The organism is Microbacterium sp. Root322, assembly GCF_001425645.1.
Taxonomy (GTDB): domain Bacteria; phylum Actinomycetota; class Actinomycetes; order Actinomycetales; family Microbacteriaceae; genus Microbacterium; species Microbacterium maritypicum.
In genome coordinates this window covers 701,253-725,871 of sequence record NZ_LMCS01000003.1, presented here as the reverse complement: position 1 = coordinate 725,871, position 24,619 = coordinate 701,253, and the positions used below count along the sequence as shown (strand labels likewise).

Annotated in this window: 17 protein-coding genes; 3 read left to right on the top strand and 14 right to left on the bottom strand. The window is 68.9% G+C overall.

The window, feature by feature from the left end; all coding sequences use genetic code 11:
• Positions 1–59: 59 nt before the first annotated feature.
• The 5 genes from ASC55_RS15875 to ASC55_RS15855 form a co-directional block, all read right to left on the bottom strand.
• On the bottom strand, positions 60–1,217 hold the full coding sequence (locus tag ASC55_RS15875; RefSeq protein ID WP_055870470.1) for an SseB family protein: 1,158 nt from the start codon (positions 1,215–1,217) through the stop codon (positions 60–62).
• Between the two features lie 62 nt (positions 1,218–1,279).
• Entirely contained in the window at positions 1,280–3,754 is a 2,475-nt protein-coding gene (locus ASC55_RS15870) for an ATP-dependent helicase (protein ID WP_055877421.1), read from the bottom strand.
• A 105-nt stretch (positions 3,755–3,859) separates the two neighbouring features.
• A complete protein-coding gene (locus ASC55_RS15865; protein ID WP_055877419.1) occupies positions 3,860–6,970 on the bottom strand; it encodes a lamin tail domain-containing protein in 3,111 nt (1,036 codons plus the stop codon).
• 246 nt (positions 6,971–7,216) lie between these two features.
• Positions 7,217–8,236 (bottom strand): ABC transporter permease, encoded by a 1,020-nt coding sequence (locus ASC55_RS15860; RefSeq protein ID WP_055877415.1) that lies wholly within the window; start codon positions 8,234–8,236, stop codon positions 7,217–7,219.
• The gene (locus ASC55_RS15855; protein ID WP_055877412.1) at positions 8,233–9,192 is read right to left on the bottom strand and encodes an ABC transporter ATP-binding protein; all 960 of its coding nucleotides are present in this window, start codon (positions 9,190–9,192) and stop codon (positions 8,233–8,235) included. Before ASC55_RS15855 ends, ASC55_RS15860 begins: the two co-directional genes overlap by 4 nt.
• 89 nt (positions 9,193–9,281) lie before the next feature.
• On the opposite strand from ASC55_RS15855, the gene ASC55_RS15850 reads away from it, so the two are divergent.
• Complete coding sequence (locus tag ASC55_RS15850) at positions 9,282–9,680, top strand: YccF domain-containing protein (RefSeq protein WP_046748802.1); 399 nt, start codon at positions 9,282–9,284, stop codon at positions 9,678–9,680.
• Positions 9,681–9,713: 33 nt separating this feature from the next.
• Here ASC55_RS15850 and ASC55_RS15845 read toward each other — a convergent pair whose 3' ends face one another.
• Positions 9,714–10,700 (bottom strand): glycerophosphodiester phosphodiesterase family protein, encoded by a 987-nt coding sequence (locus tag ASC55_RS15845; protein WP_055877929.1) that lies wholly within the window; start codon positions 10,698–10,700, stop codon positions 9,714–9,716.
• 90 nt (positions 10,701–10,790) lie between these two features.
• On the opposite strand from ASC55_RS15845, the gene ASC55_RS15840 reads away from it, so the two are divergent.
• Together ASC55_RS15840 and ASC55_RS15835 are read left to right on the top strand one after the other, a co-directional pair.
• Positions 10,791–11,717, top strand: coding sequence for a Bax inhibitor-1/YccA family protein (locus ASC55_RS15840; protein WP_055870460.1), 927 nt, complete (start codon positions 10,791–10,793; stop codon positions 11,715–11,717).
• A 166-nt stretch (positions 11,718–11,883) separates the two neighbouring features.
• Positions 11,884–12,156: a GlsB/YeaQ/YmgE family stress response membrane protein gene (locus ASC55_RS15835; protein ID WP_055877408.1), complete on the top strand. Its 273-nt coding sequence runs from the start codon at positions 11,884–11,886 to the stop codon at positions 12,154–12,156.
• A 79-nt stretch (positions 12,157–12,235) separates the two neighbouring features.
• Here ASC55_RS15835 and ASC55_RS15830 read toward each other — a convergent pair whose 3' ends face one another.
• The 8 genes from ASC55_RS15830 to ASC55_RS15795 form a co-directional block, all read right to left on the bottom strand.
• Entirely contained in the window at positions 12,236–13,531 is a 1,296-nt protein-coding gene (locus ASC55_RS15830) for an RNA polymerase sigma factor (protein ID WP_055877406.1), read from the bottom strand.
• A gap of 13 nt (positions 13,532–13,544) precedes the next feature.
• Positions 13,545–13,970, bottom strand: a complete 426-nt coding sequence (locus ASC55_RS15825) for a YciI family protein (protein ID WP_017828299.1) — start codon at positions 13,968–13,970, stop codon at positions 13,545–13,547.
• 159 nt (positions 13,971–14,129) lie between these two features.
• Positions 14,130–15,536 carry a glycosyltransferase gene (locus tag ASC55_RS15820; protein ID WP_055877404.1) on the bottom strand — a complete coding sequence of 469 codons (1,407 nt, stop codon included), beginning with the start codon at positions 15,534–15,536 and terminating at the stop codon, positions 14,130–14,132.
• Positions 15,527–17,113 carry a glutamine-hydrolyzing GMP synthase gene (gene guaA, locus ASC55_RS15815; RefSeq protein WP_055877401.1) on the bottom strand — a complete coding sequence of 529 codons (1,587 nt, stop codon included), beginning with the start codon at positions 17,111–17,113 and terminating at the stop codon, positions 15,527–15,529. Before guaA ends, ASC55_RS15820 begins: the two co-directional genes overlap by 10 nt.
• Positions 17,110–17,622, bottom strand: coding sequence for a DUF3817 domain-containing protein (locus ASC55_RS15810; protein WP_055870449.1), 513 nt, complete (start codon positions 17,620–17,622; stop codon positions 17,110–17,112). Before ASC55_RS15810 ends, guaA begins: the two co-directional genes overlap by 4 nt.
• Before the next feature lie 141 nt (positions 17,623–17,763).
• On the bottom strand, positions 17,764–22,383 hold the full coding sequence (locus ASC55_RS15805; RefSeq protein WP_055877927.1) for an ExeM/NucH family extracellular endonuclease: 4,620 nt from the start codon (positions 22,381–22,383) through the stop codon (positions 17,764–17,766).
• A 233-nt stretch (positions 22,384–22,616) separates the two neighbouring features.
• Positions 22,617–23,381, bottom strand: coding sequence for an SURF1 family protein (locus tag ASC55_RS15800; RefSeq protein ID WP_055871196.1), 765 nt, complete (start codon positions 23,379–23,381; stop codon positions 22,617–22,619).
• Positions 23,382–23,439: 58 nt separating this feature from the next.
• Positions 23,440–24,555, bottom strand: a complete 1,116-nt coding sequence (locus tag ASC55_RS15795) for a GuaB3 family IMP dehydrogenase-related protein (protein ID WP_017828287.1) — start codon at positions 24,553–24,555, stop codon at positions 23,440–23,442.
• Positions 24,556–24,619: the final 64 nt, after the last annotated feature.

Sequence of the window (24,619 nt, the reverse complement as noted above, 5' to 3'; positions counted from 1 at the left end):
GGACAGAGGGAACCCCGCGCGCCTCGACGGCGCGCGGGGTTCGCATCGGTCGCGTCGGATCAGTCGCCGAGGTCGACCGCCAGTACGAGAACCGGCGTGAGTGCATCCCGCTCGACGACGATCGAGGGGCCGGCCGAGTCGACGATCACGCCGGCGATGTCGGTGTGGCTGGTGAGCACCTTCGCCAGCTGCTCGGGCGCGAACGGGAGCGGGCGGTCGCCGCGTCCCAGCGCGATGACCTCGAGCGGGTGCGAGAACAGCTGCAGGAATCGGCGGCCGTCGGTGGTCTGCGCCTCGGCGATACCGACGGGGCCACCGCCGGAGCCGTCGTTGACCGCCACCCACATCCGCTTCGTGGCGAGGGCTTCGCCGACCTTGACGACGGAATCCTGCTCGCGCGGGGCGGCGAGGATGCTCTTCACGGTCATGTCGACATCGGCCTGCTCGAGGGTCTTCTGCAGAAGCTCGGTCGGGAACACCACACGGTGCGGCGCCGAAGCGTTGTCGACGATGAGTCCGGCGAAGTCGCCGGACACGACCTGCTGCAGCACCGAGGTGACCGGCTGGGCGACGGCCGACGTCCCCGACGGGTCCGCCTCGAGCTGCACGGAATCGCGCACCGCGCCGGCCGAGCTGAACGCCAGCATGTACTGACGGTCTTCGGCGTCGCGCACGACGGCGACGGAGAGCGGCTTGCCCTCGCTGATCTGTGCGCGCGCATCGCCGTTCACACGGATGTACAGGTGCCCCTGGAGCGCCTGACGCATCACGCCGAGAAGCTGGTCGTTGGTCGCGCCCGCTTCGATCTCGGTGAGGGCTTCGCGCAGCAGCACGTTGTCCTTCATCCCGGCGACGGTCTCTGTCTGCTCGGGCGGCATCGCGGAGGCGAGAGGCAGACGCCGCTCCTCTGGCGCCTGCGGCTGAGCGGTCGGAGGCGGCGTGGTCCGTGGTGCGGCGGGCGCCGCAACCGGCTGCGCGTCGGTGGTCGACGCGCCCTCTGCGCTCGGCAGCGCGACCTCGGGCCCGGCTTCCGCGCCGACGCCCCGGAAAGCCTGCACCGAGATGCCGATCGACGGTGCCGCGACGGGCTGCTCCGCCTCGACGGTAGGCGCGTCGGTCGGGCGCGTATCGTTCTGCGCGGCGTCGGTCTCGACGGCCTCGGTGGTGGGGGCGACGGCATCGTCACCGGACTTCTTGCGGCGGGAGAAGAGGGCCATATGAGCCAGCCTAACCGGCAATCCGACCGGTGCTTCGCCGAAGCGGAAACACCCGCGGCGGGCTAGATCTTCTCGATCGGTGCGACCTTGATGAGGAGCTTCTTCTGTCCTGCCGAGTCGAATCGCACGTGGGCGATGCGCTTCGCACCCTCACCCGTCACCGCGTCCACTCGCCCCTCGCCGAAGTCGACGTGACGGATGCGATCGCCGGCGGCGAGTTCGAGGTCTCCGTTGTCGCGCATCTTGGCCGTGACCCGGTTGGGGAACTTGTCCATCGCCGTCGACAGCGGCTTCAGGGAGTCGCGCCCCGGCAGCGACTTCACCGCGAACCGGTCGCCGGAACTCGAACCGCCGAAGCCGCCCTGGCGACGTGCGTTCAGTGCGCGCGACTGCATGCCGCCGCGCGAGTTCACATCGCCCGGCGACTGTCGCCAGTCGATCAGGCCCGCCGGGATCTCCTGCAGGAAGCGGCTGGGCATCGCGACAGTGACCTCGCCGAACTGCGCCCTCGTCATCGCGAGGGACAGGTGCAGACGCTTGCGGGCACGCGTGATGCCGACGTAGAAGAGTCGACGCTCCTCCTGCGGTCCACCGGGCTCGCCGGCCGAGATGCGGTGCGGGATGAGGTCTTCCTCGACGCCGGTGACGAACACGGCGTCGTACTCCAGACCCTTGGCCGTATGCATGGTCATGAGCGAGACCGAGCCCGACTCGTCGTCGAGGTCATCGGCATCGGAGACCAGGGCGACCTCGGTGAGGAAGTCGACGATCGTGCCTTCGGGGTTGTTGCGCGCGAAGTCGCGGGCGACGGCGACGAACTCGTCGAGGTTCTCGACGCGCGCCTCGTCCTGCGGATCGCGGCTCGCACGCAGTGCGTCGAGATACCCGCTCTTGCCCAGCAGCAGACTCAGGCCGTCGGCTACCGCGGTGGGCGGCGGCAGCTCGCCGCTGGCGGGTGTCAGGATGGCGGCGGCTTCGGCGAGCACCGCGTCGAGCTGACCGATCGCCGCCTGGATCTTCGGCCCGACGCCGAGCTGGCCCGGCATCGACAGCGCATCGCGGAAGCTGATGCCGTTCTCCTCGGCGAACCGGGCGATGGCCGTCTCGGTCACGTCTCCGATGCCGCGCCGTGGCTTGTTCAGGATGCGCCGCACCGACATCTCGTCGGCCGGGTTCGCGACCGCGACGAGATACGCGAGCGCATCCTTGATCTCGGCACGGTCGTAGAACTTCGTGCCGCCCATGATCTTGTACGGCACCGCGGAGCGGATGAAGATCTCCTCCAGCGCACGGGACTGCGAGTTCGTGCGGTAGAACACCGCCATCTCGGAGTAGGGCATACCGGCCCGGTGCAGCGCCTCGACCTCATCGGCCACGAACTGCGCCTCGTCGTGCTGCGAGTAGCCCGTGAAGCCGATGATGGGATCGCCGTCGCCCTTGTCGCTCCAGAGCTTCTTGTCCTTGCGGTCGAAGTTGTTGCCGATCACCGCGTTCGCCGCCGACAGGATGTTCTGCGTCGACCGGTAGTTCTGCTCGAGAAGCACCACTCGAGCACCCGGGAAGTCGCGTTCGAACTCGCTGATGTTGCGGATGTCCGCCCCGCGGAACGCGTAGATCGACTGGTCGGAGTCGCCGACCACGGTGAGCGAGGCGCCGGGCTCGCCGGCATCCGCCGTGGGCGCCGGATCGGGCTCGAAGATCATCATGCCGTTGGAGGCATATGGATCGGGGGCGGAACCCGCAGCCCCCGACACGGGGCGCGTGAGCTCGTGGATCAGCGAGTACTGGGCGTGGTTGGTGTCCTGGTACTCGTCGACCAGGATGTGGCGGAAACGGCGGCGGTAGGTGTCGGCGACCTGCGGGAACGCCCGGAACAGGTACACGGTCTGCCCGATCAGATCGTCGAAGTCGAAGGCGTTGGCCTTCTGCAGCTGCCGCTGGTAGTCGGCGAAGACCTCGACGAAGACCCGTTCGGCCGGATCGCTCATGTTGGCCTGGCGCGCGTACGACTCGGCGTCGGACAGCTCGTTCTTGAGCTTGGAGATGCGCGACTGCACCGACGCGGGGGTGAGCCCGTATGCGTCGGCCTCGTGCTCCTTGACCAGGCGCTTGAGGAGCGCCCGCGAGTCGCCGGAGTCGTAGATCGTGAACGACTTGGTGTAGCCGAACTGCTCGGCCTCACGGCGCAGGATGCGCACGCACGCGGAGTGGAACGTGGAGATCCACATGCCACGCGCCGCGTCGCCGATCAGTCCCTCGACACGCTCGCGCATCTCTCCGGCGGCTTTGTTGGTGAAGGTGATCGCGAGGATCTGACTCGGCCATGCCTCCCGCCCGCGCAGCAGCGAGGCGATGCGGCGGGTGAGCACGCTGGTCTTGCCCGATCCGGCCCCCGCGACGATGAGCAGCGCGGGACCGCGATAGGTGACGGCCTCGAGTTGCTGCGGGTTGAGGCCGGCGAGGAGATCGTCCTGTCCAGGGGCTCCCGACGAGCGAGGACCGGTGGTGGAGGGGACGATGAGAGGAGCTTCGGTCATGGCCTTATGAGTCTAGGCGTCGGCACCGACACCACGGCACGGGATCCCGGGGCGCAGACGGCGGGAGGAGGGGTGCGCGGTCGGCCTGCGCACCCCTCCTCCGGCTCAGGCGTCGCGTTTCCGACGGCGGACGGCCACCGCACCGGCGGTGAGGAGCATCAGTGCCAGGGCGACGGCGGCCACGGGGAGCTCGGAGCCGGTGGTCGCGAGTCCACCTGCACCTGTGCCGGTCCCGGCACCGGTGCCCGTCCCTGCGGCGATGCGGATGTCCGCCCAGCCGAGGATCCCACCGCTCGCGTCGAACACGGCGATCCGGTGCGCGCCGAGTGGTGCGTCGGCGGGGATCGTCACCGCGATCGTGCCCGCGGAGGTGAGCGTCCCCGAGGCGATCCGCGACGGGTCGGAGTACATCCACACCGACACCTGCGCGCCCGCACTCTTCACACCGACGGTGACGGTGACCTTCTGCCCGGGGGTCGCGATCGAGGGGTCCACCGTCAGACCGTTGCGGTTGTCGTCGACGAGGCCGGTGCCCGGAAGCGGCGGGGTCTCACCGCCCGGGTTCTCACCGCTGGCTCCGGGGAGCGTCCCGGTGCGCAGCGCTTCGGACGCGAAGCCATCGGCGAACCACCACACCGGACGCTGCCCGTCGACCGACAGCGAGGCCGGCGCGGTCGCGAAGCCCTCGTTGTTGATGTCGGGCATGCCGGCGGGGCGGGCGTAGTGGGCGGTGCCCGGCTGCGCGGTGCCGTTCAGCGTGATCTCCGCCGAGCGGCCCTGGCAGCCGTCGTCGCACACGGCCCACAGCGTCTTGCGCACGCTGTCGTAGTCGAGCGCCATCACTCCGGTGAGACCCGGGGCGATCTCCGAGACCAGCGTCGCCGAACCGTCGGACCCGAGGGCGAAGGCGTAGACGTGGCCGTTGTCCTCGACCGCGACGAAGAACAGCCCACCGCCGTGACCGGCGTAGCTCTTCGGGTCGTACGCCGCGCTCTTGCTGTCGTCGAAGAGCTTCCCGGCCAGCGCCGAGTCCGGCACCCACTGCACGGCCTCCATGCCGAGGTTCGCACCCACGGCCGGCAGCAGAGAGGTCAGATCCCATTCCTGCTGAGCGACGAGGTCGCCGTTCGAGGCGTCGGGGTCGACCTTGAGCACCACGTTCTGATTCACACCCTTGGCGCTGTTGTCCCGTTCGGAGGCCACGTACACGAAGCCGTCGCCGTCGACCGTGATGCCCTCGGTGTCGGGGCCCGCGGCTGCCGGGTTCGCGGCATCCTTCTGGAAGCGCACGCGCTTGCCCGCATCCCATCCGTCGGCCTTCTCGATCGAGCCGTCGGCATGCGCCTCGAGCTTCCAGATCCGGCCCTCGCCGTTGTCGACCGCCCAGAGGAAGGCGCCATCGGCGGTCTCCTGCACGTCGAGTCCTGAGCTGTCTTCGAGGAACGTCGGGATGCTGTCGACCACGCGCACGTCGGCAGAGCCGGGCCACGTCGCCACCGCGATCTCTCCCGCGCAGACGTTGGCCGCGCCCTTCGTGGATTCGGCCGTGCCGGCGAAGGCACCCGTGGTGTCGGGGCAGCGGCCCCAGGTGGTCGCCGCGTGGCCGTCGCCCCAGGAGGCCTCGTCGACGAGCAGGTCGCCGTCGAACACCCGCACCGTATCGCTGGCGCCGAGGCCGAAGCCGAGCTCTGCCCGCTCGATCACGAGGTACTCCCCCGCGCCGATGCTGGTGCCGGCCGGGATCGCGTAGGCGTGGGTGTCGTCGTCGTCCTTCACCACGATGCCCGACACATCGAGCGCGGTGCCGGTCGGGTTCACCAGCTCCACCCAGTCGTCGGGCGAGCCGCCGTCGGATTCGACCTCGTTGATGCGCACGGGGTTGCCGCAGGCGTTGCGCAGTCCCTTGGTCGAGACCGCGATGTCGATGAGATCGCCCGTGCCGTCCGCACAACGGGCGAGGACGCCAGCGGCGTGCGCGGCGTACGTGTGCTCGTCGACCGTGTTGCCGTTCGCGTCACGGACGGTGACGGTGTCGCCGTTGCCGAGTCCGAAGACGAAGTTCGCCGGCTGGTCGAAGACGAAGTAGCCGCCCGGCTGCACGATCGTGCCCGCCGGCAGCGGTGTGGTCTCGGCTGCATGGCCTGCGGGGTCGTTGTCCATCACTGTCCAGCCGGACAGGTCGACTGACGTGGTGCCGGTGTTCACGACCTCGACCCAGTCGGTGGCATCGCCGTTCGACTCGATCTCGTTGATGACGACGTCGGGCATGACACACGAATTCGTCGCCCCCGGAGTCGGTCGGGCGAGCACGAAGGCGCCGACGCCGTCCGGGCATCGCGCGAGTGTTGCTGCGGCGAAGTCTCCGTCGATCGCGGCGTGCCCCTGCCACGGCAGAGTGTCGTCGATCATCGCGCCGGAGGCGTCGTAGAGGCGGATGCGGTCGGCGCTGCCGATGCCGATCGGCTCGCGGAACGCGGCTTCGACACCGCCGGAGAGACCCACCGTCCCCTCCTCGACGACGAGGAACTGTCCCGCTCCGATCTGCGTGCCGTCGAGGAACTGCCAGCGGTGGTCATCGGAGTTGTCGCGGATCTCGTAGCCCGAGATGTCGAGCGCCTCGGTGCCGGGGTTGTGGAACTCCACCCAGTCGGCGGGCTGCGAGTCGACCTCGTTGATGACGATGGAGCCGGCGACCGGTGCGACCGAGCAGTCGTTGGGGGTGCCGGGCGTGGCCGCCGTCGCCGGCGCCCAGGCCCCCGTGCCGTCGGGGCAGCGCGCCCACACCGACAACGGTGCGGTGTTCTCGTAGGCGTAGGACTCGACCTCGGTGCCGCTCGGGTCGAAGAGCACGACCTCGTCGCCCTTGCCGAGCCCGAAGGCGAAGTCGACGTCCTTCACGAGCACCAGGAACTCCCCCGGAGCCAGCGAGGTACCCTGCGGAGCCGTGCCGAAGCTGTCGCGCTTCTCATCGGCGATGGTCCATCCGGTGAGGTCGACCGTCTCCGCTCCGGCGTTGTAGATCTCGACCTGGTCGGCGAGACCGGTCGCCGCGTCGTCGTAGACGATCTCGTTCAGCACGAGACTCGGAGCGGCCGAGACCGTCTCGGAGGGGATGCCGGGATCGGCACCGATCGCGGCGGCGGGAGTGGCGAGCAGGGCGGCGGCGCTCAAGGCGCACACCGCCGCGACCGCCGCTGCACTGTGCAGGCGGGGCATGGAGGACTCCTGGGTGGCTGGGCCGGCGGTCCCCGCTGGTCGCGGGGCCGACCGGGAGGGGACTCAGTCGGGTACCAGCCCAGACCACCGATCCCGCGTGGCCGCAGAGGATCCCTCGGGTGCACGGCAGATGAACGGGAGGTGGCGATTGCCCGCATCCTCGTCGTCGGCGCACTCGGTGCCGCTCCGGTCGCACATCCTGTCGCCTGCCGCGGCTCAGCGCGACAGGAGGTACGACCGGAGCATTCAGGCGATGCGGGTTCCCGGGGGCAGGCGTCGAGCCGGCGTCCGGGTGCGCGCCCAGGCGCCGGCGAACAGCGAGCCCGCGATGACGACCTGCACGCCGAGGCCGACGAACCAGCTCGGCACCGACGAAGCGATCACCTCTTCGGCCGTAGGTGTCTGGCCATCCCCGTCGCACGGGTCCCAGCGCTGCTCGAGCGGAGACTGCTGGGCGCTGCGCAGGCCGTACTTGATCTGACCGAACATGTCGACCGGATACCCCTCCGGCGAGAACTCGGTCGGAGTCGCATCGGCGAGGACGATGAACGGGTTCGCGGCGAGCGTCCACCAGACCAGGTCGAACCGCGGCACCTCCTGCGTGCTGTTGACCTCCCAGCGATCACAGTCGGGGTTGCCGTTGGCGTCGTACGGACGCGAATAGACGGTCGCCTCGCTGCGCACCGCCATGCCGCCGAGGCCGAACGCGATGAGCGTACCGAACACGAGCGCGGCGACGACCAGATAGGTCGTCGCGACCGAGAACAGCGGACGAGCGATGAGTCCGCTCAGACCCACGCCGATCGCGGCCACGATGATGATCTCCGCCGCGAGCACGAGCAGCGAGAGGAGCAGCACGACCGGGTTCGCTCCTCCTCCCAGCAGCGACAGGGCGAGGAAAGGCAGCGCGACGACGAGGAACGCTCCGCCGGTGGCGACCGCCGCGACGAGCTTGCCGAGCATGATGTCACCGGTCGATGCGGCGGTCACCTGCACCGCGGCGAGCGTCGCCGCATCCCGATCCCCGTTGATCGCATTGCCGCTGAGCGTCGGCGACACCAGCACGACGAGCAGCAGCACGATGTTGACGACGATCGAGTACACGCCGGCGCCGATGGCATCGCCCCAGGAGTACACGGCGAACGAGAGCCCCGTGACCCCGAGCAGCACCAGGGCGAAGACGCCGAGCAGCACGTACCAGCCCACACTGCGCAGGCGCTGGGTCAGTTCGAGTCGGGCGATGATGCCGATGTTCGCGAGACTCATGCGCCCGCCTCCGTTCCGGTGGGTGCCTGATGTGGTGTCGTGTGCTGCAGGTTCAGGAACGTGTGCTCCAGCTGGCTCTGCGCCGGTGCGAACTCCACGACGGGGAGTCCTGCTTCGACGAGATGCCGCAGGGCCTGCGCCGCGGCGTCCTCCCCCTCGAACCCGACGAGCACCGCGCCGCGATCCTGGGCGAGCGACTCGGGGGCGATGCCGAGGTTCGAGGCCACCTGCCAGGCGTCGGCATTCATCCGCTCCTCGGTCGCGCCGGCGAGGCGCACCCGCCAGGCGCGCACCATGCTCCGCGCGGGAGCGGCATCGACGACGGCACCGGCGACGAGGAACACCGCGTCGTCGACGACCTCCTCGAGCTCCGAGAGGATGTGGCTCGAGATCAGCACCGTGCGGCCCTCCGCTGCGAAACGGCGCAGCAGCACGCGCAGCTGCACACGCGCCTCCGGGTCGAGGCCGGAAGCCGGCTCGTCGAGGAGCAGCACCTTCGGGTCGTGCACGAGGGCACGGGCCAGTCCGAGCTTCTGCTTCTGCCCGCGGGACAGCACCTTCGCGGGGGAATCGGCGAGGTCGGCGAGCCCGACGAGCGCCAGCAGCTGCTCGGCACGGACCGCGGCCTCGGGCTTGTCGATGCCGTACAGGCGAGCGGTCGTGACGATGGTCTCCCGCGCCGTGAGCGACGGCCAAGCGCCGAGAGCGTCCGGCATCCACCCGAGAAGACGTCTCGCGGCCAGCGGATCGACGGATGGATCGACACCCCCGATGCTGATCGTCCCGGTGTCGGGGGCGAGGAGGGAGGCGAGCATCAGGAGCAGCGTCGTCTTGCCCGCTCCGTTCGGCCCCACGAGGCCGGTCACGCGGCCGGGCTCGGCCCGAAGAGTGGCCCCCCTCACCGCCTGCACCGTCCCGAACGCTCTACTGACGTCTTGCACCACGATTCCGGTCATGCGGTCAGTCTGGCATCGGGGAGCCGTCGCACCCCGGACCTCGGGGCGGATGCTCAGGCCCACCCGAACACAGGTGACACAATCAGCTCATGCGCACGATCCTCAACATCATCTGGGTCATCCTGGCCGGATGGGCCCTCTTCCTCGGGTACGTCCTGGCCGGCATCCTGCTGTGCATCCCGATCATCACGATCCCGTGGGCGATCGCCTCCTTCCGCATCGCCGCCTACGCGATCTGGCCGTTCGGCCGCGAGGTCATCAGCAAGCCGACCGCGGGCGTCGGGTCGTTCCTCGGCAACGTGCTGTGGGTGATCCTCGCGGGGTGGTGGCTCGCGATCGGCCACATCGTCTCGGGCATCCTGCTGTGCATCACGATCATCGGCATCCCGATGGGCATCGCCGACTTCAAGATGGTGCCGGTCTCTCTCATGCCGCTCGGCAAGGAGATCGTCTCCACCCGCAGGGGCGCCTTCGACCGCACGCTCTGAGCGGGCTCCACGCACTCTGAGCCCGCGCGCAGGTCAGCTGCGGAAGAAGGCGACGCCCAGATCCGGATGATCGACGAACACGCCGTCGATGCCCTGGCGGGCGATGACTCCCCACTCCGCCTCGTAGTCGCCGTAGTCGCCGCGTCCACCCTGGCCGCGGAACTCCGCCGCGAGGAAGGCGTTCTCCGGGCGGCACGTCCAGGTGAACACCTGGAGGCCTCGTGCGTGCGCGTCGGCGACGATCGTGTTCCCACGGTCGAGCAGCATCTTCTTGCTCACGCTGATGCCGTCGACGCGCCCGACGAGGCCGTCGAGCCCCTGGGCCTTCACCGTCGCCTTGTACGTGAGCGCGTGCGAGCCCTCGGCCGTCAGGAGGTCGTACGGACGTCCCGATGCCTCGATCAGATAGATGTACGACGCAGAGATCCCGCGCTCGCGCAGCTGACCGAGCACCGTCGACTCGAAGCACTCGATCACCAGCGGCAGCTCGCCCTCCGCCCATCCGGCCTCGCGCAGCTCGCGGTCGATCAGCGGGACCAGGTCGAGGCCGATGCTCGCGAAGTACGTGGCGTGCTTGACCTCGAGCACCACACCGATCTCGCGTCCGTGCTCCGCCGACCCGTCACGCACGATGTCGAGCACGTCCCGGAGGCGCAGGATCGGCTGGGCACCGTCGAAGCTCGCACTCGACGTCCGCACCTCCGGCAGTCGTTCGCGGATCCGCAGCGTGGACAGCTCGGCCCAGGTGAAGTCCTCGCTGAACCATCCGGTCAGCGCCTGCCCGTCGACGCGCTTGGTCGTCTTGCGGTCGGCGAACTCGGGGTGCTCGGCCACATCGGTCGTGCCCGAGATCTCGTTCTCGTGCCGCACGATGAGCACACCGTCCTTCGTCGCCACGACGTCGGGCTCGACCGCATCGACTCCCATGGCGAGTGCGAGCTCGTAGGAGGAGCGACTGTGCTCCGGACGGTAGCCGGGCGCACCGCGGTGCCCGATGACGAGGGGTGATTTCCTGGGCACGCTCTCAGCGTAGAACACCCCGTCGACGTCCCCTCCCGAGTATCGTTGAGGCAAGAGACCTACTACCCCCCTTTGGAGTGAGGCCCACCAATGAGCAACTTCGCTTTCAACAACCCTGCTTTCCAGCAGCAGGACCCGCGCAACGTCGCGACGTACCCGGGCGGACCTCAGGCTGCCCAGGGCGCGCAGAACGCCTCGCTCCAGCACGGGGCGATGGACGCCGCCGCCAACGCGCAGCTCGAAGGCATGTACGCCGCCCCGCCGGCCGGTGCCATCGAGACCGACCGCATGTCGGTCGAGGACACGGTCTGGAAGACCGCCGGCCTGTTCGGCATCCTTCTCGTCACCGCCGCGATCGGCTGGGTGCTGACGCTCGGTGGCCTGGATGTGCCGAAGTACAACCCGTACAGCGACTTCCAGCCCAACATGCTGCCGTGGATCGTCGGCGCACTCGGCGGCTTCGTGCTCGCGATGGTCATCACGTTCACGTCGCGCAAGAAGGTCCGGCCCGCGCTGATCTTCGCCTACGCCGCGTTCGAGGGCCTCTTCATCGGTGGCATCTCGTCGTTCTTCGAGGTCATCTACCCCGGCATCGTCTTCCAGGCGACCCTCGCGACCGTCTCGGTCGTCGGTGTGACCCTGGCCCTCTTCGCGAGCGGCAAGATCCGCGCGTCGAAGAAGGCGACCAAGATCTTCATGATCGCCATGATCGGCTACCTGGTCTTCTCGCTGCTGAACGTCGTCCTCATGTGGACCGGCGTGCTGCCCGAGGGACAGGCGTTCGGAATGCTCAGCGCCAACATCATGGGCATCCCGCTCGGTGTCATCATCGGCGTTCTCGTCGTGATCATGGCGGCGTACTCGCTCGTGCTCGACTTCGACCAGATCCAGCAGGGCGTCCGCAATGGCGCTCCCCGCCAGTACGGCTGGCTCGGCGCCTTCGGCATCATGGTCACGGTGGTCTGGCTCTACATCGAGATCCTGCGCATCATCGCGATCGTCCGCGGCAACAACTGACGTCGCACGTCACGAGATCACGAAGAGGTCCGTCTCCCGAGGGAGGCGGACCTCTTTGCATACCCGGGGGCGTGCGCGCAAGGGGTTGGCACTCAGGCAGCGACATCGGCAATGTGGATGTCAGAAGCCCCGGCACCCCGGGGCTCCCGATCCACAGGAGCTGACCATGAGTTTTCTCGGCTTTCTTCTTCTCGGCCTCATCGCCGGAGCCATCGCCAAGCTGATCCTTCCCGGCAAGCAGGGTGGCGGCTGGTTCATCACGCTGCTCCTCGGCGTCGTCGGTGCGCTGCTCGGCGGCTGGCTCGGCAGTCTGATCCTCAACCGTCCGCTCACCGAGTTCTGGGACCTCGGCACCTGGCTCCTTGCCATCGCGGGTTCCATCATCGTGCTCCTGATCTACGGCCTGATCGCCGGTCGCGGCCAGAAGGCGCGCAACTGACACACCGGGGAAGCGACGTCGTGCACGTCGATCCCACCGCTCGTCCCCCTCGGCAGCTCCGGCTTCCGAGGGGGACGAGTCATTTCTCGGCCCCGCTCGCCTTCCGCTCCAGCAGCGCCCGCTCCCGATCGTTGCCCGCGAGACCGGCGGCGACGACGAACTCGCTCCTCGCCTCCTCCTCGCGCCCGAGCCGACGCAGCAGCTCACCCCGCGTCGCCGGCAGCAAGTGGTAGCCGCGCAGTGCCCCCGAACCCGTCAGCTCATCGACGATGCGCAGCGCGGACGCGGGCCCGGTGGCCATCGCGACGGCTGCGGCACGGTTGAGCTCCACGACCGGCGACGGGGAGATGCGACCGAGTGCCTCGTACAGGAGCACGATCCGGTCCCAGTCGGTCTCATCGACCGACCGGGCAACCGCATGACACTCGGCGATCGCGGCCTGCAGGCAGTAGGCGCCGCGTCCGCGTCCGAGCGCGTCCGCTCTCGCCAGGGACGCCCGCCCGCGCGCGATGCGGCTGCGGTCCCAGCGCCTGCGGTCCTGGTCGGCCAGCAACACGGGGTCGCCGTGGCGATCCACCCGCGCGGCGAACCGCGCCGCAGTCAGCTCCATCAGCGCCAGCAGTCCGTGCACCTCGGGCTCCTGCGGCATCAGTGCGGCGAGCACCCGGCCCAGGCGGATGGCCTCGTCACTCAGCTCCGGACGCATCCACTCGGGACCGCTGCTGGCGGCATGGGCTTCGTTGAAGATCAGGTACAGCACGCCGAGGATCGCACCGATGCGCTGGGCGCGTTCCTCACGCGGGGGAACCTCGAACGGGGCGTTCGCGGCGGCCAGCGTCTTCTTCGCACGGACGATGCGCTGTTGCACGGTGGCGGTCGGCACCAGGAAGGCGCGCGCGATCTCCTCGCTGGACAGCCCTCCCACGACACGCAGGGTCAGAGCGACCTGAGCCTCCCGGGAGAGCACAGGGTGGCAGGAGATGAAGATCAGACGCAGCACATCGTCGTCGACGACATCCGGATCCCACAGCAGGTCTCCGCCCTTCCCCTGTTCCTGCTCGAGGTCGTGCGCGAGCAGGGCGAGACGCTCGTCGAGGCGCTCCTGCCGTCGCCACCGGTCGACGGCCCTGCGCTTGGCCACCGCCGTGAGCCAGGCACCGGCGTTGCGAGGAACCCCCTCCGTCGGCCACTGCTGCAGCGCATCGACGAGCGCTTCCTGGGCCAGCTCCTCCGCGAGACCGAAGTCGCCGACCATCCGGGTGAGAGCACCGACGATGCGGGCAGACTCGATGCGCCAGACGGCGGAGACGGCGCGTTGGGCAGACCCGGGGTCGGGTGCCGAACGCGCCGTCTCACCGTGAGCGGAAGCGTGCATCGCCGCTATCGCCTCACTGCTGGGCGCGCTGAGCCTGCTCCTCGCGCCAGCCTGCTTCCTTCTCGATCCACTCGTTGTCGGCGGGGAAGTCCTCGACTCCGGTCACCCTGCGCACCTCGAGGTACGACCCGCGTCCGAGAGGCGCGCGGCTGGCCCACTCCGCAGCCTCTTCGCGGGAAGAGACCTCGAGGATCCAGAAACCGTTGAACAGCTCCTTGGTCTCGCCGTAGGGGCCGTCGGTGATGAGCGGCTTCTCGGCGCTGAAGTCGACCACGAAACCCTCGGCGGCGTCGGTCAGACCCTCGCCGGCGACGAGCACTCCGGCCTTCATCATGGACTCGTTGTACTTGCCCATGGCCTCGATGACCTGCTCGAACGGCATCTCCTTGTAAGCCTCGACGGCCTCGTCGGTCGCGCGCATGATGAGCATGAACTTCATGATGTTCTCCTTGTTCGAAGGGCCGTCTCTCGACTCTCTCATCAATGACGTCGAACGGGAACGGCCCGGATCGACATCATCCTGGAATTCTCTCCGAAGAAAGTTCTCGCGGGCGGCGCGGTGAGGGGTGGTCCCTCGACGAGGATCGCTCGACGACGGTCAAGCGCGACGCGACGGGCGCGCGGCGGCATCGGCGATCACGGCGGTGAGCGCGTCGAGCGAACGCTGAGGGCTCCACGCTGCAGCGACCGACGGGGCCTCGGCGCTCAGCACCGCGAGTCGTTCCGGGTCGGTCAGGAGTGCGCGGATCGCCTCGGAGAGCGCGTCGACGTCACCGCTGGGGACCAGCACGCCGCCGCCCTGTTCGAGCACGTCTCGGATGCCGTAACGGGCGTCGTACGACACGACGGGCGCACCGTGCAGGAGCGCTTCCACGATCGACAACGGCTGCCCCTCGAAGGCGGTCGCGGTGACGATCATCGATGCCCGGTCGAGCACGGTCCCTGGTGAGTCGGTGTAGCCGGCGAGCAGCACGCGGTCGCCGGCGTCGAGCTCTTCGATGAGTGCCCGCAGTCGGTCCTCCTCGGGGCCTCCGCCCCAGATCTCCATCCGGGTGCCGGGAACGCCTGCGGCGAGGAACGCGCGGATGGCATGATCGATGCGCTTTCCGGGTGCGAGGCGGCCGAGCACGACCACCAGGCCGTCTTCGCGCAGATCATCGCGGCGTTCGACCGGCGCGATGGGGTTCGGCACCAGGACGTGAGAGGCCGAGGAGCCGAACCGTGCCACCACGTCGTCACGCTGCGTGGCGGTCGGCCAGATCACGGCGTCGAACCTGTCCGCCACGCGGAACCACCGCGTCCAGAGCGTGTTCATCGTCGCATCCGGGGTGTACGGCGCCTCCACGTGCATGGTGTGGATCGTGTGCAGGATTCGTACGCGCGGGTCGGACCAGTCGGCGATGAGCTCGCCCAGCTGTCGGGACTCGCAGATCACGATGATCTGCGAGTCGCCGAACGCGTCGGTCACCGTGTCGAGCCAGGCCCGGTAGAGGCCGCGGAACCCGTGCAGAGCCCCGGCCACCGCACCCGCGGCGTCGTACACGAGCACGGGCTCCTCGGTCAGGTGCCAATCCGGGTTCCCCGGGATCACCGGCAGCGCGACGAAGGGTCGCCCCTCGGGATCAGCCAGCACCCGGTACTCGACGTCGGGATCGGCACTCACGGCGGCGTCGGCGGCGGCACGCAGCCAGTCGGCCGCTCCCCCGCCTTCCGCAACCGCTTCATCGAACAGATTGCGCAGACGCGAAGGGTCGGCGAGTGCGCCCTGCTCCGCGAAAGCCCGCCGGTGCTCGGCATGGTCGGCGACTGTTCCCGGATCGAAGGTGAGCAGCTGCGGTCCTGTGCCGTCGGCGACACCGGCGGCGGCGAGCTGACGCGCACGTGCGAGTGTCGCGATCGTGTAGCCGCCGTCCATGCCGGGGATCAGCCGGCTGGACAGCACCACGTACGCGGCGTCGGGAAGTGCCGGCGCCGCGTCGGGGAGCGTCGCGCTCCCTACTCCCACTCGATCGTCCCCGGCGGCTTCGACGTGACGTCGAGCACGACGCGGTTGACGTCACGGACACCGTTGGTGATGCGATTGGAGATCTTCGACAGCACGTCGTACGGCAGCCTGGTCCAGTCGGCCGTCATGGCGTCTTCACTCGACACCGGGCGCAGCACGATCGGATGACCGTAGGTGCGGCCGTCGCCCTGCACACCCACCGAGCGCACATCGGCCAGCAGCACGACGGGGCACTGCCAGATCTCCTGGTCGAGACCGGCCTTCGTCAGCTCCTCGCGGGCGATGGCGTCGGCCTCACGCAGAATCTCGAGACGGTCAGCGGTGACCTCACCGATGATCCGGATACCGAGACCGGGCCCCGGAAACGGCTGACGTCCGACGATCGCCTCGGGGATGCCGAGCTCGCGACCGATCGCACGCACCTCGTCCTTGAACAGGGCGCGCAGCGGTTCGATCAGCTCGAAGTCGAGGTCGTCGGGAAGACCGCCCACGTTGTGGTGCGACTTGATGTTCGCGGTACCCGCACCGCCGCCGGACTCGACGATGTCGGGGTACAGCGTGCCCTGCACGAGGAACTTCACCGGGGCGCCGCCCGACGCCTTGGCCTCGGCGACGAGGTCGAGCTGCACCTTCTCGAACGCGCGGATGAACTCGCGTCCGATGATCTTGCGCTTCTCCTCGGGGTCGGTCACACCCTGGAGGTGGCCGAGGAAGGTGTCGGCCGCGTCGACCGTGATCAGTCGCACACCGGTGGACTCCACGTAGTCCTTCTCGACCTGCTCGCGCTCGCCCTTGCGGAGCAGCCCGTGGTCGACGAAGACCGCCGTGAGCTGGTCGCCGATCGCCTTGTGCACGAGGGCCGTGGAGACGGCGGAGTCGACACCTCCGGAGAGGGCCGAGATCACGCGAGCGTCGCCGACCTGCTCGCGGATGCGCTCGATCTGCTCGGCGATCACGTTGCCGCTGTTCCAGTCGGAGGCGAGGCCCGCACCCTTGTGCAGGAAGTTCTCGAGCACGCGCTGGCCGTGGTCCGAGTGCTTGACCTCGGGGTGCCACTGCACGCCGTAGAAGCCGCGCTCCTCGTTCGCGAACGCCGCGACCTTGGTCGCATCCGTCGTCGCGAGCACGTCGAAGCCCTCCGGGGCCTTGGCGACCTGGTCGCCGTGGCTCATCCAGACGTTCTGCTGCGCGGGCTGGCCGCCCAGCAGTGTTCCGCCGTCACCCGTGATCACGGCATCCGTCGCCCCGTACTCACGCAGGCCGGTGTTCGCGACCTCTCCGCCGAGAGTCTGGGCCATGTACTGGAAGCCGTAGCAGATGCCGAGGGTCGGCACACCGAGGTCGAAGACCGCCGGGTCCAGGCGCGGAGCACCCTCTTCGTACACCGACGAAGGACCACCGGAGAGGATGATCGCGACCGGGTTCTTGGCGGCGATCTCCTCGGCCGTGGCGGTGTGCGGCACGATCTCGCTGTAGACACCCGCCTCGCGGACGCGACGGGCGATCAGCTGCGCGTACTGCGCGCCGAAGTCGACGACGAGCGCAGGGCGCTGCTGGGTCTCGGACTGTTCGGTCAACGGACACCTTCCGGGGCGGGGGCGGAAGTCTCTGCGGACTCCCTGGTGGCGAGATAGGTCTTCACTTCACGGGCGACGATCGCCTCCATGAAGAACGACAGCAGCGGGATGACACCGCCGAGCGCGAGCAGGATGAAGCGCGGGAACGGCCAGCGCATCAGGCTCCACATGCGGAAGCACGAGAACAGGTACACGACGTAGAACCAGCCGTGCGCCACGAGGATGAACAGCGACACGTTGAACCCGTCGCCGAGCGAGGTCATCTCGCACGAGTTCGTCCACGGGGCGAAGAGCGACCACCACTGGCAGTCGGGCCCGGCCAGGACGCCGGCGAACCAGAGCGGCCCCCCGGAGCCTCCGAGGAAGAGCTCGAGGTGGATCGGCGTGTACTTCAGCACCATCTCGGCGAGCAGCAGGAGCAGCATGACTCCTGTGATGATCGACGCGATCTGGTAGAACTTCAGCGCACCGCGGATCGCCGGAAAGCTGGCGACTTTCGGTTCGGGCATGCCTCCAGTCTAGCCGTCGGGAAATCGTGTCGAATCCGGTCGCCGGCGCATCGGAGAGGAGACGACGACGGCCGCCGGGTTCGCACCCGACGGCCTTCGTCCGTGTCATCCGGTTACCGGATCAGTTCCGCTCTTCCCGGATCAGAACCACCGGGTCAGCAGTTCCCAGAGCCAGTCGAGGATCGCACCGATGATGCCTCCGGCGCGGTTGACGGTGACGGTGGCTGTGGCCGCGTCTCCGTCGGCCTGCGACGCCGCGACGGTGTACTTGCCCGACGGGGCGCTCTTGGGAACGGTGACCGAGGTGCTGAACGTGCCGTCTGCGCGCACCTGGACCGTGCCGACCTGCACCGGCTTGCCCTTCTTCGGACGCAGCTCGATGCTCACGGTCTCGCCGGGCACGTAGCCCTCTCCGGTGACCTTGAGGTTCTTGCCCGCGGTCACCTTGGACGAGCCGAGCGCGATCGTTCCCGCGAACTCCTCTTCGCCGGCGATCGTGAACGGCACCTGCACCGTGGTTCCGGTACCGGCGACGGCGACGGTGAGCACCTGCTCACCGAACACGCCGGACGGCACCGTGAAGGTCAGGCTGGCGCGCCCGCCCTCGTCGGTGGTGTCCACCACCGACGGGTCGACGGCACCGGCCGCGAGCTGCGTGCCGCCGAGCGACAGCGACACCTCACCCGGGGCCGGCTCGCCGGCGCTGAACGCCAGCGAGGAGAGCGACACGGTGACCTGGTCGCCGGCGCTGTAGCCGTCGGCGTCCGCGGGTGTGACCGCCACGCCGACCGCGCGCTGGGCGTAGTCGGGGCTCGCGGTCTTGTTCGCGTCGAACCAGTCGACCATGGACTGCAGATCGATCTTGCCGGTGTCGCGCTTACCCGTGCCCTGCTTGAAGGTGAAGAAGTTGTCTCCACCGGCCGCGAGGAACGAGTTGGCAGCGACGGTGTAGTTCGCCGCCGGGTCGAGCGGTGTGCCGTCGAGCGTGATCGAGGTGATCCGCGAACCCTGTGCCGCGGCGGGGTCGTAGGTGTAGACCAGCCCCTCCGAGACGCCGAGCTTCAGGAACGGGCGAGCCGAACCCGCCGGCTGCCACTGCTCCTCGAGCACGCCCTTCAGCTGCGCACCCGTGAGCGTCAGCGTCACCAGCGTGTTCGCGAACGGCTGGACCGTCGCCGCCTCGCGGTACGTGACGTTGCCATCGGGATCGGATGCTCCGGCCGAAGCGTACGTGAGGTTCGCCCGGATACCACCCGGGTTCATGATCGCCACATCGGCACCCGTGGACCACTTCTGCACGTCGGCGACGAAGTTGCCGATGGTGGACTCGCCACCGCGGTTCTCGGATCCGTTCGTCTGACGGGCGCGGTTGAAGTCGGCGGTGATGTCTCCGACCTTGATCGCGCCCAGCACATCGGCCTCGGCCTTCGCCTTGGCGACGATGTCGGCCACCTCGGGGACGGCCGGATACAGTGGCTTGCCCGCAGCGGTGAGGGGCTTGATCTCGTTGGTGATCGAGATCAGGTCCTTCGTCTTCGGGTCGACCTTGATGTTCATCAGGCCCAGGTTCTCGCCGTACTGCCCCGCGGAGACGACCGGACGGCCGTCGATCACGTGGTTGTAGGCGAGGTGGGTGTGCGCCGACACGATGGCATCCACGTCGTCATCGACGCCGTAGACGATCTCGCCCAGGGGCGAGTCCGGCGTGATGCTGGACAGCTCGACGCTGGAAGCGCCCTCGTGGACGAGCAGGATGACGACATCCGCCTCACCGTTGGACTCGTCGCCGTCGCGCAGATCGTCGGCCACCGCGTTCACGGAGTCGACGATGCTGCGGACCTCGAGGTCCTTGATGCCCTCGGGCGAGACGAGCGAGTCGAGGTCTTCGGTGACCGCACCGACGAATCCGACCCTGACCCCGTCGAGCTCCTTCACCCAGGCCGGTGCGAGCGCGGGCTCGCCGGTCTCGGTGACGAACACGTTCGAGGAGATGTACTCCCAGTCCGCGCGCTCCTGCACACGGTCGCGAAGGTCTTCCCAGCCCTGGTCGAACTCGTGGTTGCCCGCCGCGCTGACGTCGAGGCCGGCCGCGTTGAGCGCGTCGATCGTGGGGTTGTCGTCGTTGATGAAGGAGGTGAACGTGGATGCACCGATCAGATCGCCGGCTCCGGCGAAGATCGTGTTCGGGTTCGCCTCGCGGAACTGCTTGACCGCACCGGCGAGGACCGCAGCACCCGCGGCGGCGCCGTCGGCCTCGATCCGACCGTGGAAGTCGTTGACCGTGACGACGTCGATGCTCACGGGCGGGATCTCCGAGGAGACGCCCACGATGATCGGGTCGTGGTCGCTGGAGCGGTAGGGCGTTCCCTGCTCGGTGGCACCGAACGCGTAGCCGCGGTCGCTCCACTCCGGCGAGTTGATGCCCCACACGCCCGCGCCCGTGATCGACGAGGCGAGCGACGGCGACGCGATCACGTGGTCGAGCGAGCCGAGCTCGCCGTCGAACGTGTACGTGTACTGACCGGAGGCCTTGTCGGCGACGAGGTCGCTCCACCCGTTGGAGGTGAAGACGTCGATCGGGTCTTCCTTGCCGTAGGCGTTGAAGTCGCCGATCAGCAGCATGTCGCCGCTGCCGGTCGTCTGCTCGAGCTCAGCGGTGAAGGCGAGGATCGCGTTCGCCTGCTTCACGCGGTCGGCGTTGAAGAAGCCCTGGCCGTCGGCCGGCTCCGCCCCCGCGCCCTCGGGCGGCGACTTCGACTTCAGGTGGTTCGCGACGACGGTGACGACGCGGCCGTCGATGTCGAACGCCTGGGCGATCGGCTCGCGGGCGTTGCCCCACACGGTCTCGTCGGTGACGGTGGCGCTGTCGCCGACACGCTTGACCGCGTCCTTCTTGTAGATGATCGCGTTGGTGATGAAGTCGGTGGTCGCCGCGTCGTTCAACGCGGAGGGCGTGGGCACGTAACCCCACACGTCGCTGCCGGCGTCGGCGTTGAGCCCGGCGACCAAGTCTTTGAGGGCCGTGTCGATGGGCTTGCCCAGCTTGACCGAATTCTCGATCTCCATGAGCGAGACGATGTCGGCGTCGAGTCCGTTGATCGCCGCGACGATCTTGGACTTCTGGATCGCGAACTGCGCCGCGTTCGCCGCGCCCCGAGCGCTTGAGTTCTCGCTCTTCAGCGTCGTGAAGTAGTTGTAGACGTTGAAGGACGCCACCTGGACGTCGCCGCCCACGGACGGTGCGCTGTCGGTGCGGGGGTTCGTCGCCTCGAAGCCGACCTTGAGGTCGGCCGACGAGGAGTCATCGATCGGCACGACCGGCTGCAGGCGCCAGTCGTTGAAGCCCCACTGCAGCACGTAGCCGTTGTCGCCGAAGTCGACGGTGTCGCCGTTTCGGACCACCGTGTCCTTGGTGAAATAGGGCTGCTCGCCGGGGTGGCCGTTGTTCGTGACCTGGATGGACCAGCCGTCATCGAGCAGGATGCGGTTGGCGCGGTTCGCTGCCGCGATCGCTGCGGCCGCGTCGCCCGGACGCGTGGTCTCGGTGCTCTTGACGGCGAGTGCGTCGCCGGCGTTCAGCCAGAGCGTGCCGAAGTTGAACAGCTGGTGGCTGGAGGCGAGACGGTAGGTCCCCTCCGGCGCCACGTACATGTTCTCGTACTGCTCACGGTCGGCGCCCTGCGCCGCGGCGGGCAGCGGGGTGACGGCGGGAACGCCGACGCCAGCGGTCACGACGGAGACATCACCGGCCGCGGCCGGGTTGATCTGCGTCTGCCCGAAGTACTCGCTCACAGCGCCCGTCACCGAGACGAGGTCGCCGATCGCGAGAGTGGGGTTGAAGGCGTTCAGGAAGACGAACACGCCGTCCGAGGCGCCGGGAGTCGCATCCGTCGCGCCGCCGGAGCCCTGCGTCTGGATGACGATGCCCTTGTAGCCGCCGGTGCGGTAGTCGGCGGTGACGACGCCCTCGACCTGCACGGTCTGCCCGCTCAGCGGGGAGACGTCGGTCGTGCCCTGGACCTCGGCGATGGTGGCCTCGGTCGGGTCGGTGCCCGGGCCGGTCCCCGGGTCGGTGTCGCCGGAGTTCTGCGGGGTGATCGTGGCGGAGAGCGTGAAGTCCGCGCTGTTCACGTCGGTGTCGACGCCGCCCGTGCGGTTGAGCGACTTGACGTCGGTGTTACCTGCCGGTGCGGCGGCGGCTGTGCCCTCGAAGGTGTTGGAGGTGCCGTAACCGAGCAGGTCGACGACGCCGTCGACGCCCACGACGGAGCCGGGGGTGAGGCTCACAGCCGCAGTGCCCTCGACGAGCGCGAGCGTGCCGTTGGTGCCGCTCGGGGTCAGGGCGCTGACGGCATCGGGCGCGGGCAGCTCGGCGCCGTTCGCACCGTTGCTGTTGCCCTGCACCAGGTAGTAGCCGCCGGCCGGGATCACACCGGTGAGCGGAGCCACACCGTTGAAGGCGGCCGAGCCGGTGGCCGATCGATACTGCAGCGACATCCCGTCCAGGGTGATCGGGGCAGAGGTGGGGTTGTACAGCTCGACGAACTTGTTCTTGAACGCCGCCCCGGCGCTGCCGCCGGAGAGATACGCCTCGTTGATCACCACCCCCGTGCCCGTGGTGTCGGCTGTGGCGGGAACCGCGGCCAGCGAGCCGAGGCTCAGCGCGGCGACGCAGGTCACGGCGAGAGCGCCGATGCGCCCCCGACTTCTACGGTGCGAGACGGGAACCGCGCGGTTCTCGTCATCTGGAGCGGACATCATCGGTGCTGTCTCCTCGATCGGGTTCGACACTTCTCAGGACTGTCACGGCACACAGGGGAAACTCCCAGCATGCTCACATGGTGCGAGCATACGGAGCGGTCCCGACATCCTCAACGGAGTTTTCCGATTCGTCATCGAGCGATCACCGGATGGCCCGCGCGACCCCTGACGAAGGTCGCTAACGACCTGCCGCGCCGCACAATTGCGCACCTCGGGGCGCGCGAATGCGCGGGTTATCCGGCAGTGGCTCTGGCCTCGGCCTCGTCTTCGAACTCCTCGACCTCGCGTTCCCAGGCGTCCTTCGCCAGGCGGTACCAGAGGTAGAAGGCGAAGCCGGCGAAGATCGCCCACTCGACCGCATAGAACACGTTGAGCCAGTTGACCGGCGACATCTCATCGGGTGCCGGTGACGAGATATCGACCAGCCCGGCGGTGGCGGTCGTGGAGGCGAGGTACGGACGATAGACGTCGAGACCTTCGGCATCGTGCCAGCGGCTGAGGAGAGCGGCGGGAGACATCCGGTCGAGCTGCTGCGGATCGGAATGCGGCGGCACCCGCGGACCCTCGTCCGAGATGATGCGTCCGGTGATGTCGACCTCGGAGCCGTCAGCGCCGGCCTCGAGATCCTTCACGGCCGCATCCGCGGTCTCACGGTCCGGCGCCCAGCCGATCGCGACGGCGATGGACACGCGCTCGTCGACGCGGAGCTGACCGGTGACCCAGTACCCCTGGACGTCGTCGTTGAACCGACTCGACACGACGATGAAGTCGCCGGGGACCCAGGCCCCCGTGGTCTCGACGCGCTGGCCCACCAGCGGCTCGGGGAGATACTGGCCGGGCTCGAGGACATCCGAGAGCTGCTGCACCTCTTCGGTGGCACCGGGCGCGGGCGGGTCGGTCTCGATCGCGCGCTCCAGCTGCCACTGACCGAGCCAGGCGAAGACTCCGGCCACGAGCAGGCAGAGCAGGAGCATCGCGATCCAACGTCCCCGGAGCATGACCTCGCGGAGCGTCGGGGGGAACAGGGCAGGAGTGGTCACGGTGAAGCGCAGGACCTCAGGCCTCGTACGGTGCGAGCACGACCTCGACCCGCTGGAACTCCTTGAGGTCGGAGTACCCGGTGGTCGCCATCGACTTGCGCAGCGCACCGATGAGGTTCGCGGTGCCGTCCGCGACGGGCGCAGGACCGTAGAGGATCTCCTCGAGCGTGCCGATGCCTCCGACCTCGACACGGTGGCCGCGCGGCAGCTTGGGGTGATGGGCCTCGGGGCCCCAGTGGAACCCGCGGCCGGGCGCGTCGGTGGCACGAGCGAGCGCGACGCCGAGCATGACCGCATCGGCGCCCATCGCGAGAGCCTTGACGATGTCGCCGGACGTGCCGACGCCGCCGTCGGCGATCACGTGCACGTAGCGTCCACCGGATTCGTCGAGGTAGTCGCGACGCGCGGCGGCGACATCGGAGACCGCGGTCGCCATCGGCGCGTGGATGCCGAGGGTCGCGCGGGTGGTCGATGCCGCTCCCCCGCCGAAGCCGACGAGCACGCCGGCGGCTCCCGTGCGCATCAGGTGCAGGGCAGCGGTGTAGGTCGCCGCACCGCCCACGATGACGGGGACGTCGAGGTCGTAGATGAACTTCTTGAGGTTGAGGGGCTCTGCCACGCTCGACACGTGCTCGGCCGACACCGTGGTGCCGCGGATCACGAACAGGTCGACGCCGGCGGCGGCGACGGTGTCGTAGAACTCCTGGGTGCGCTGGGGGGTCAGGGACCCGGCGACGGTGACGCCGGCCTCGCGGATCTCGGCGAGGCGACGGGTGATGAGCTCGGGCCTGATCGGCTCGGAGTACAGCTCCTGCATGCGGACGGTGGCCGTCGCCGCGTCGAGGCCTGCGATCTCCGCCAGCAGCGGCTCGGGGTTCTCGTAGCGCGTCCACAGACCCTCGAGGTCGAGCACGCCCAGACCGCCGAGCTGACCGAGCATGATCGCCGTCTGCGGGCTCACCACCGAGTCCATCGGTGCTCCGAGCACCGGGATCCCGAAGCCGAAGGCGTCGATCGTCCAGGCGGTGGACACATCCTCCGGGTTGCGCGTGCGCCGGGAAGGCACCACCGCGATGTCATCGAACGTGTACGCGCGACGTGCACGCTTTCCTCGGCCGAGCTCGATCTCCATGGTCACCCCTCCAGCCTACCCGGCGGCCGCAGTCGCCCGTGCTGGGAGACTGGATCCGAGACCG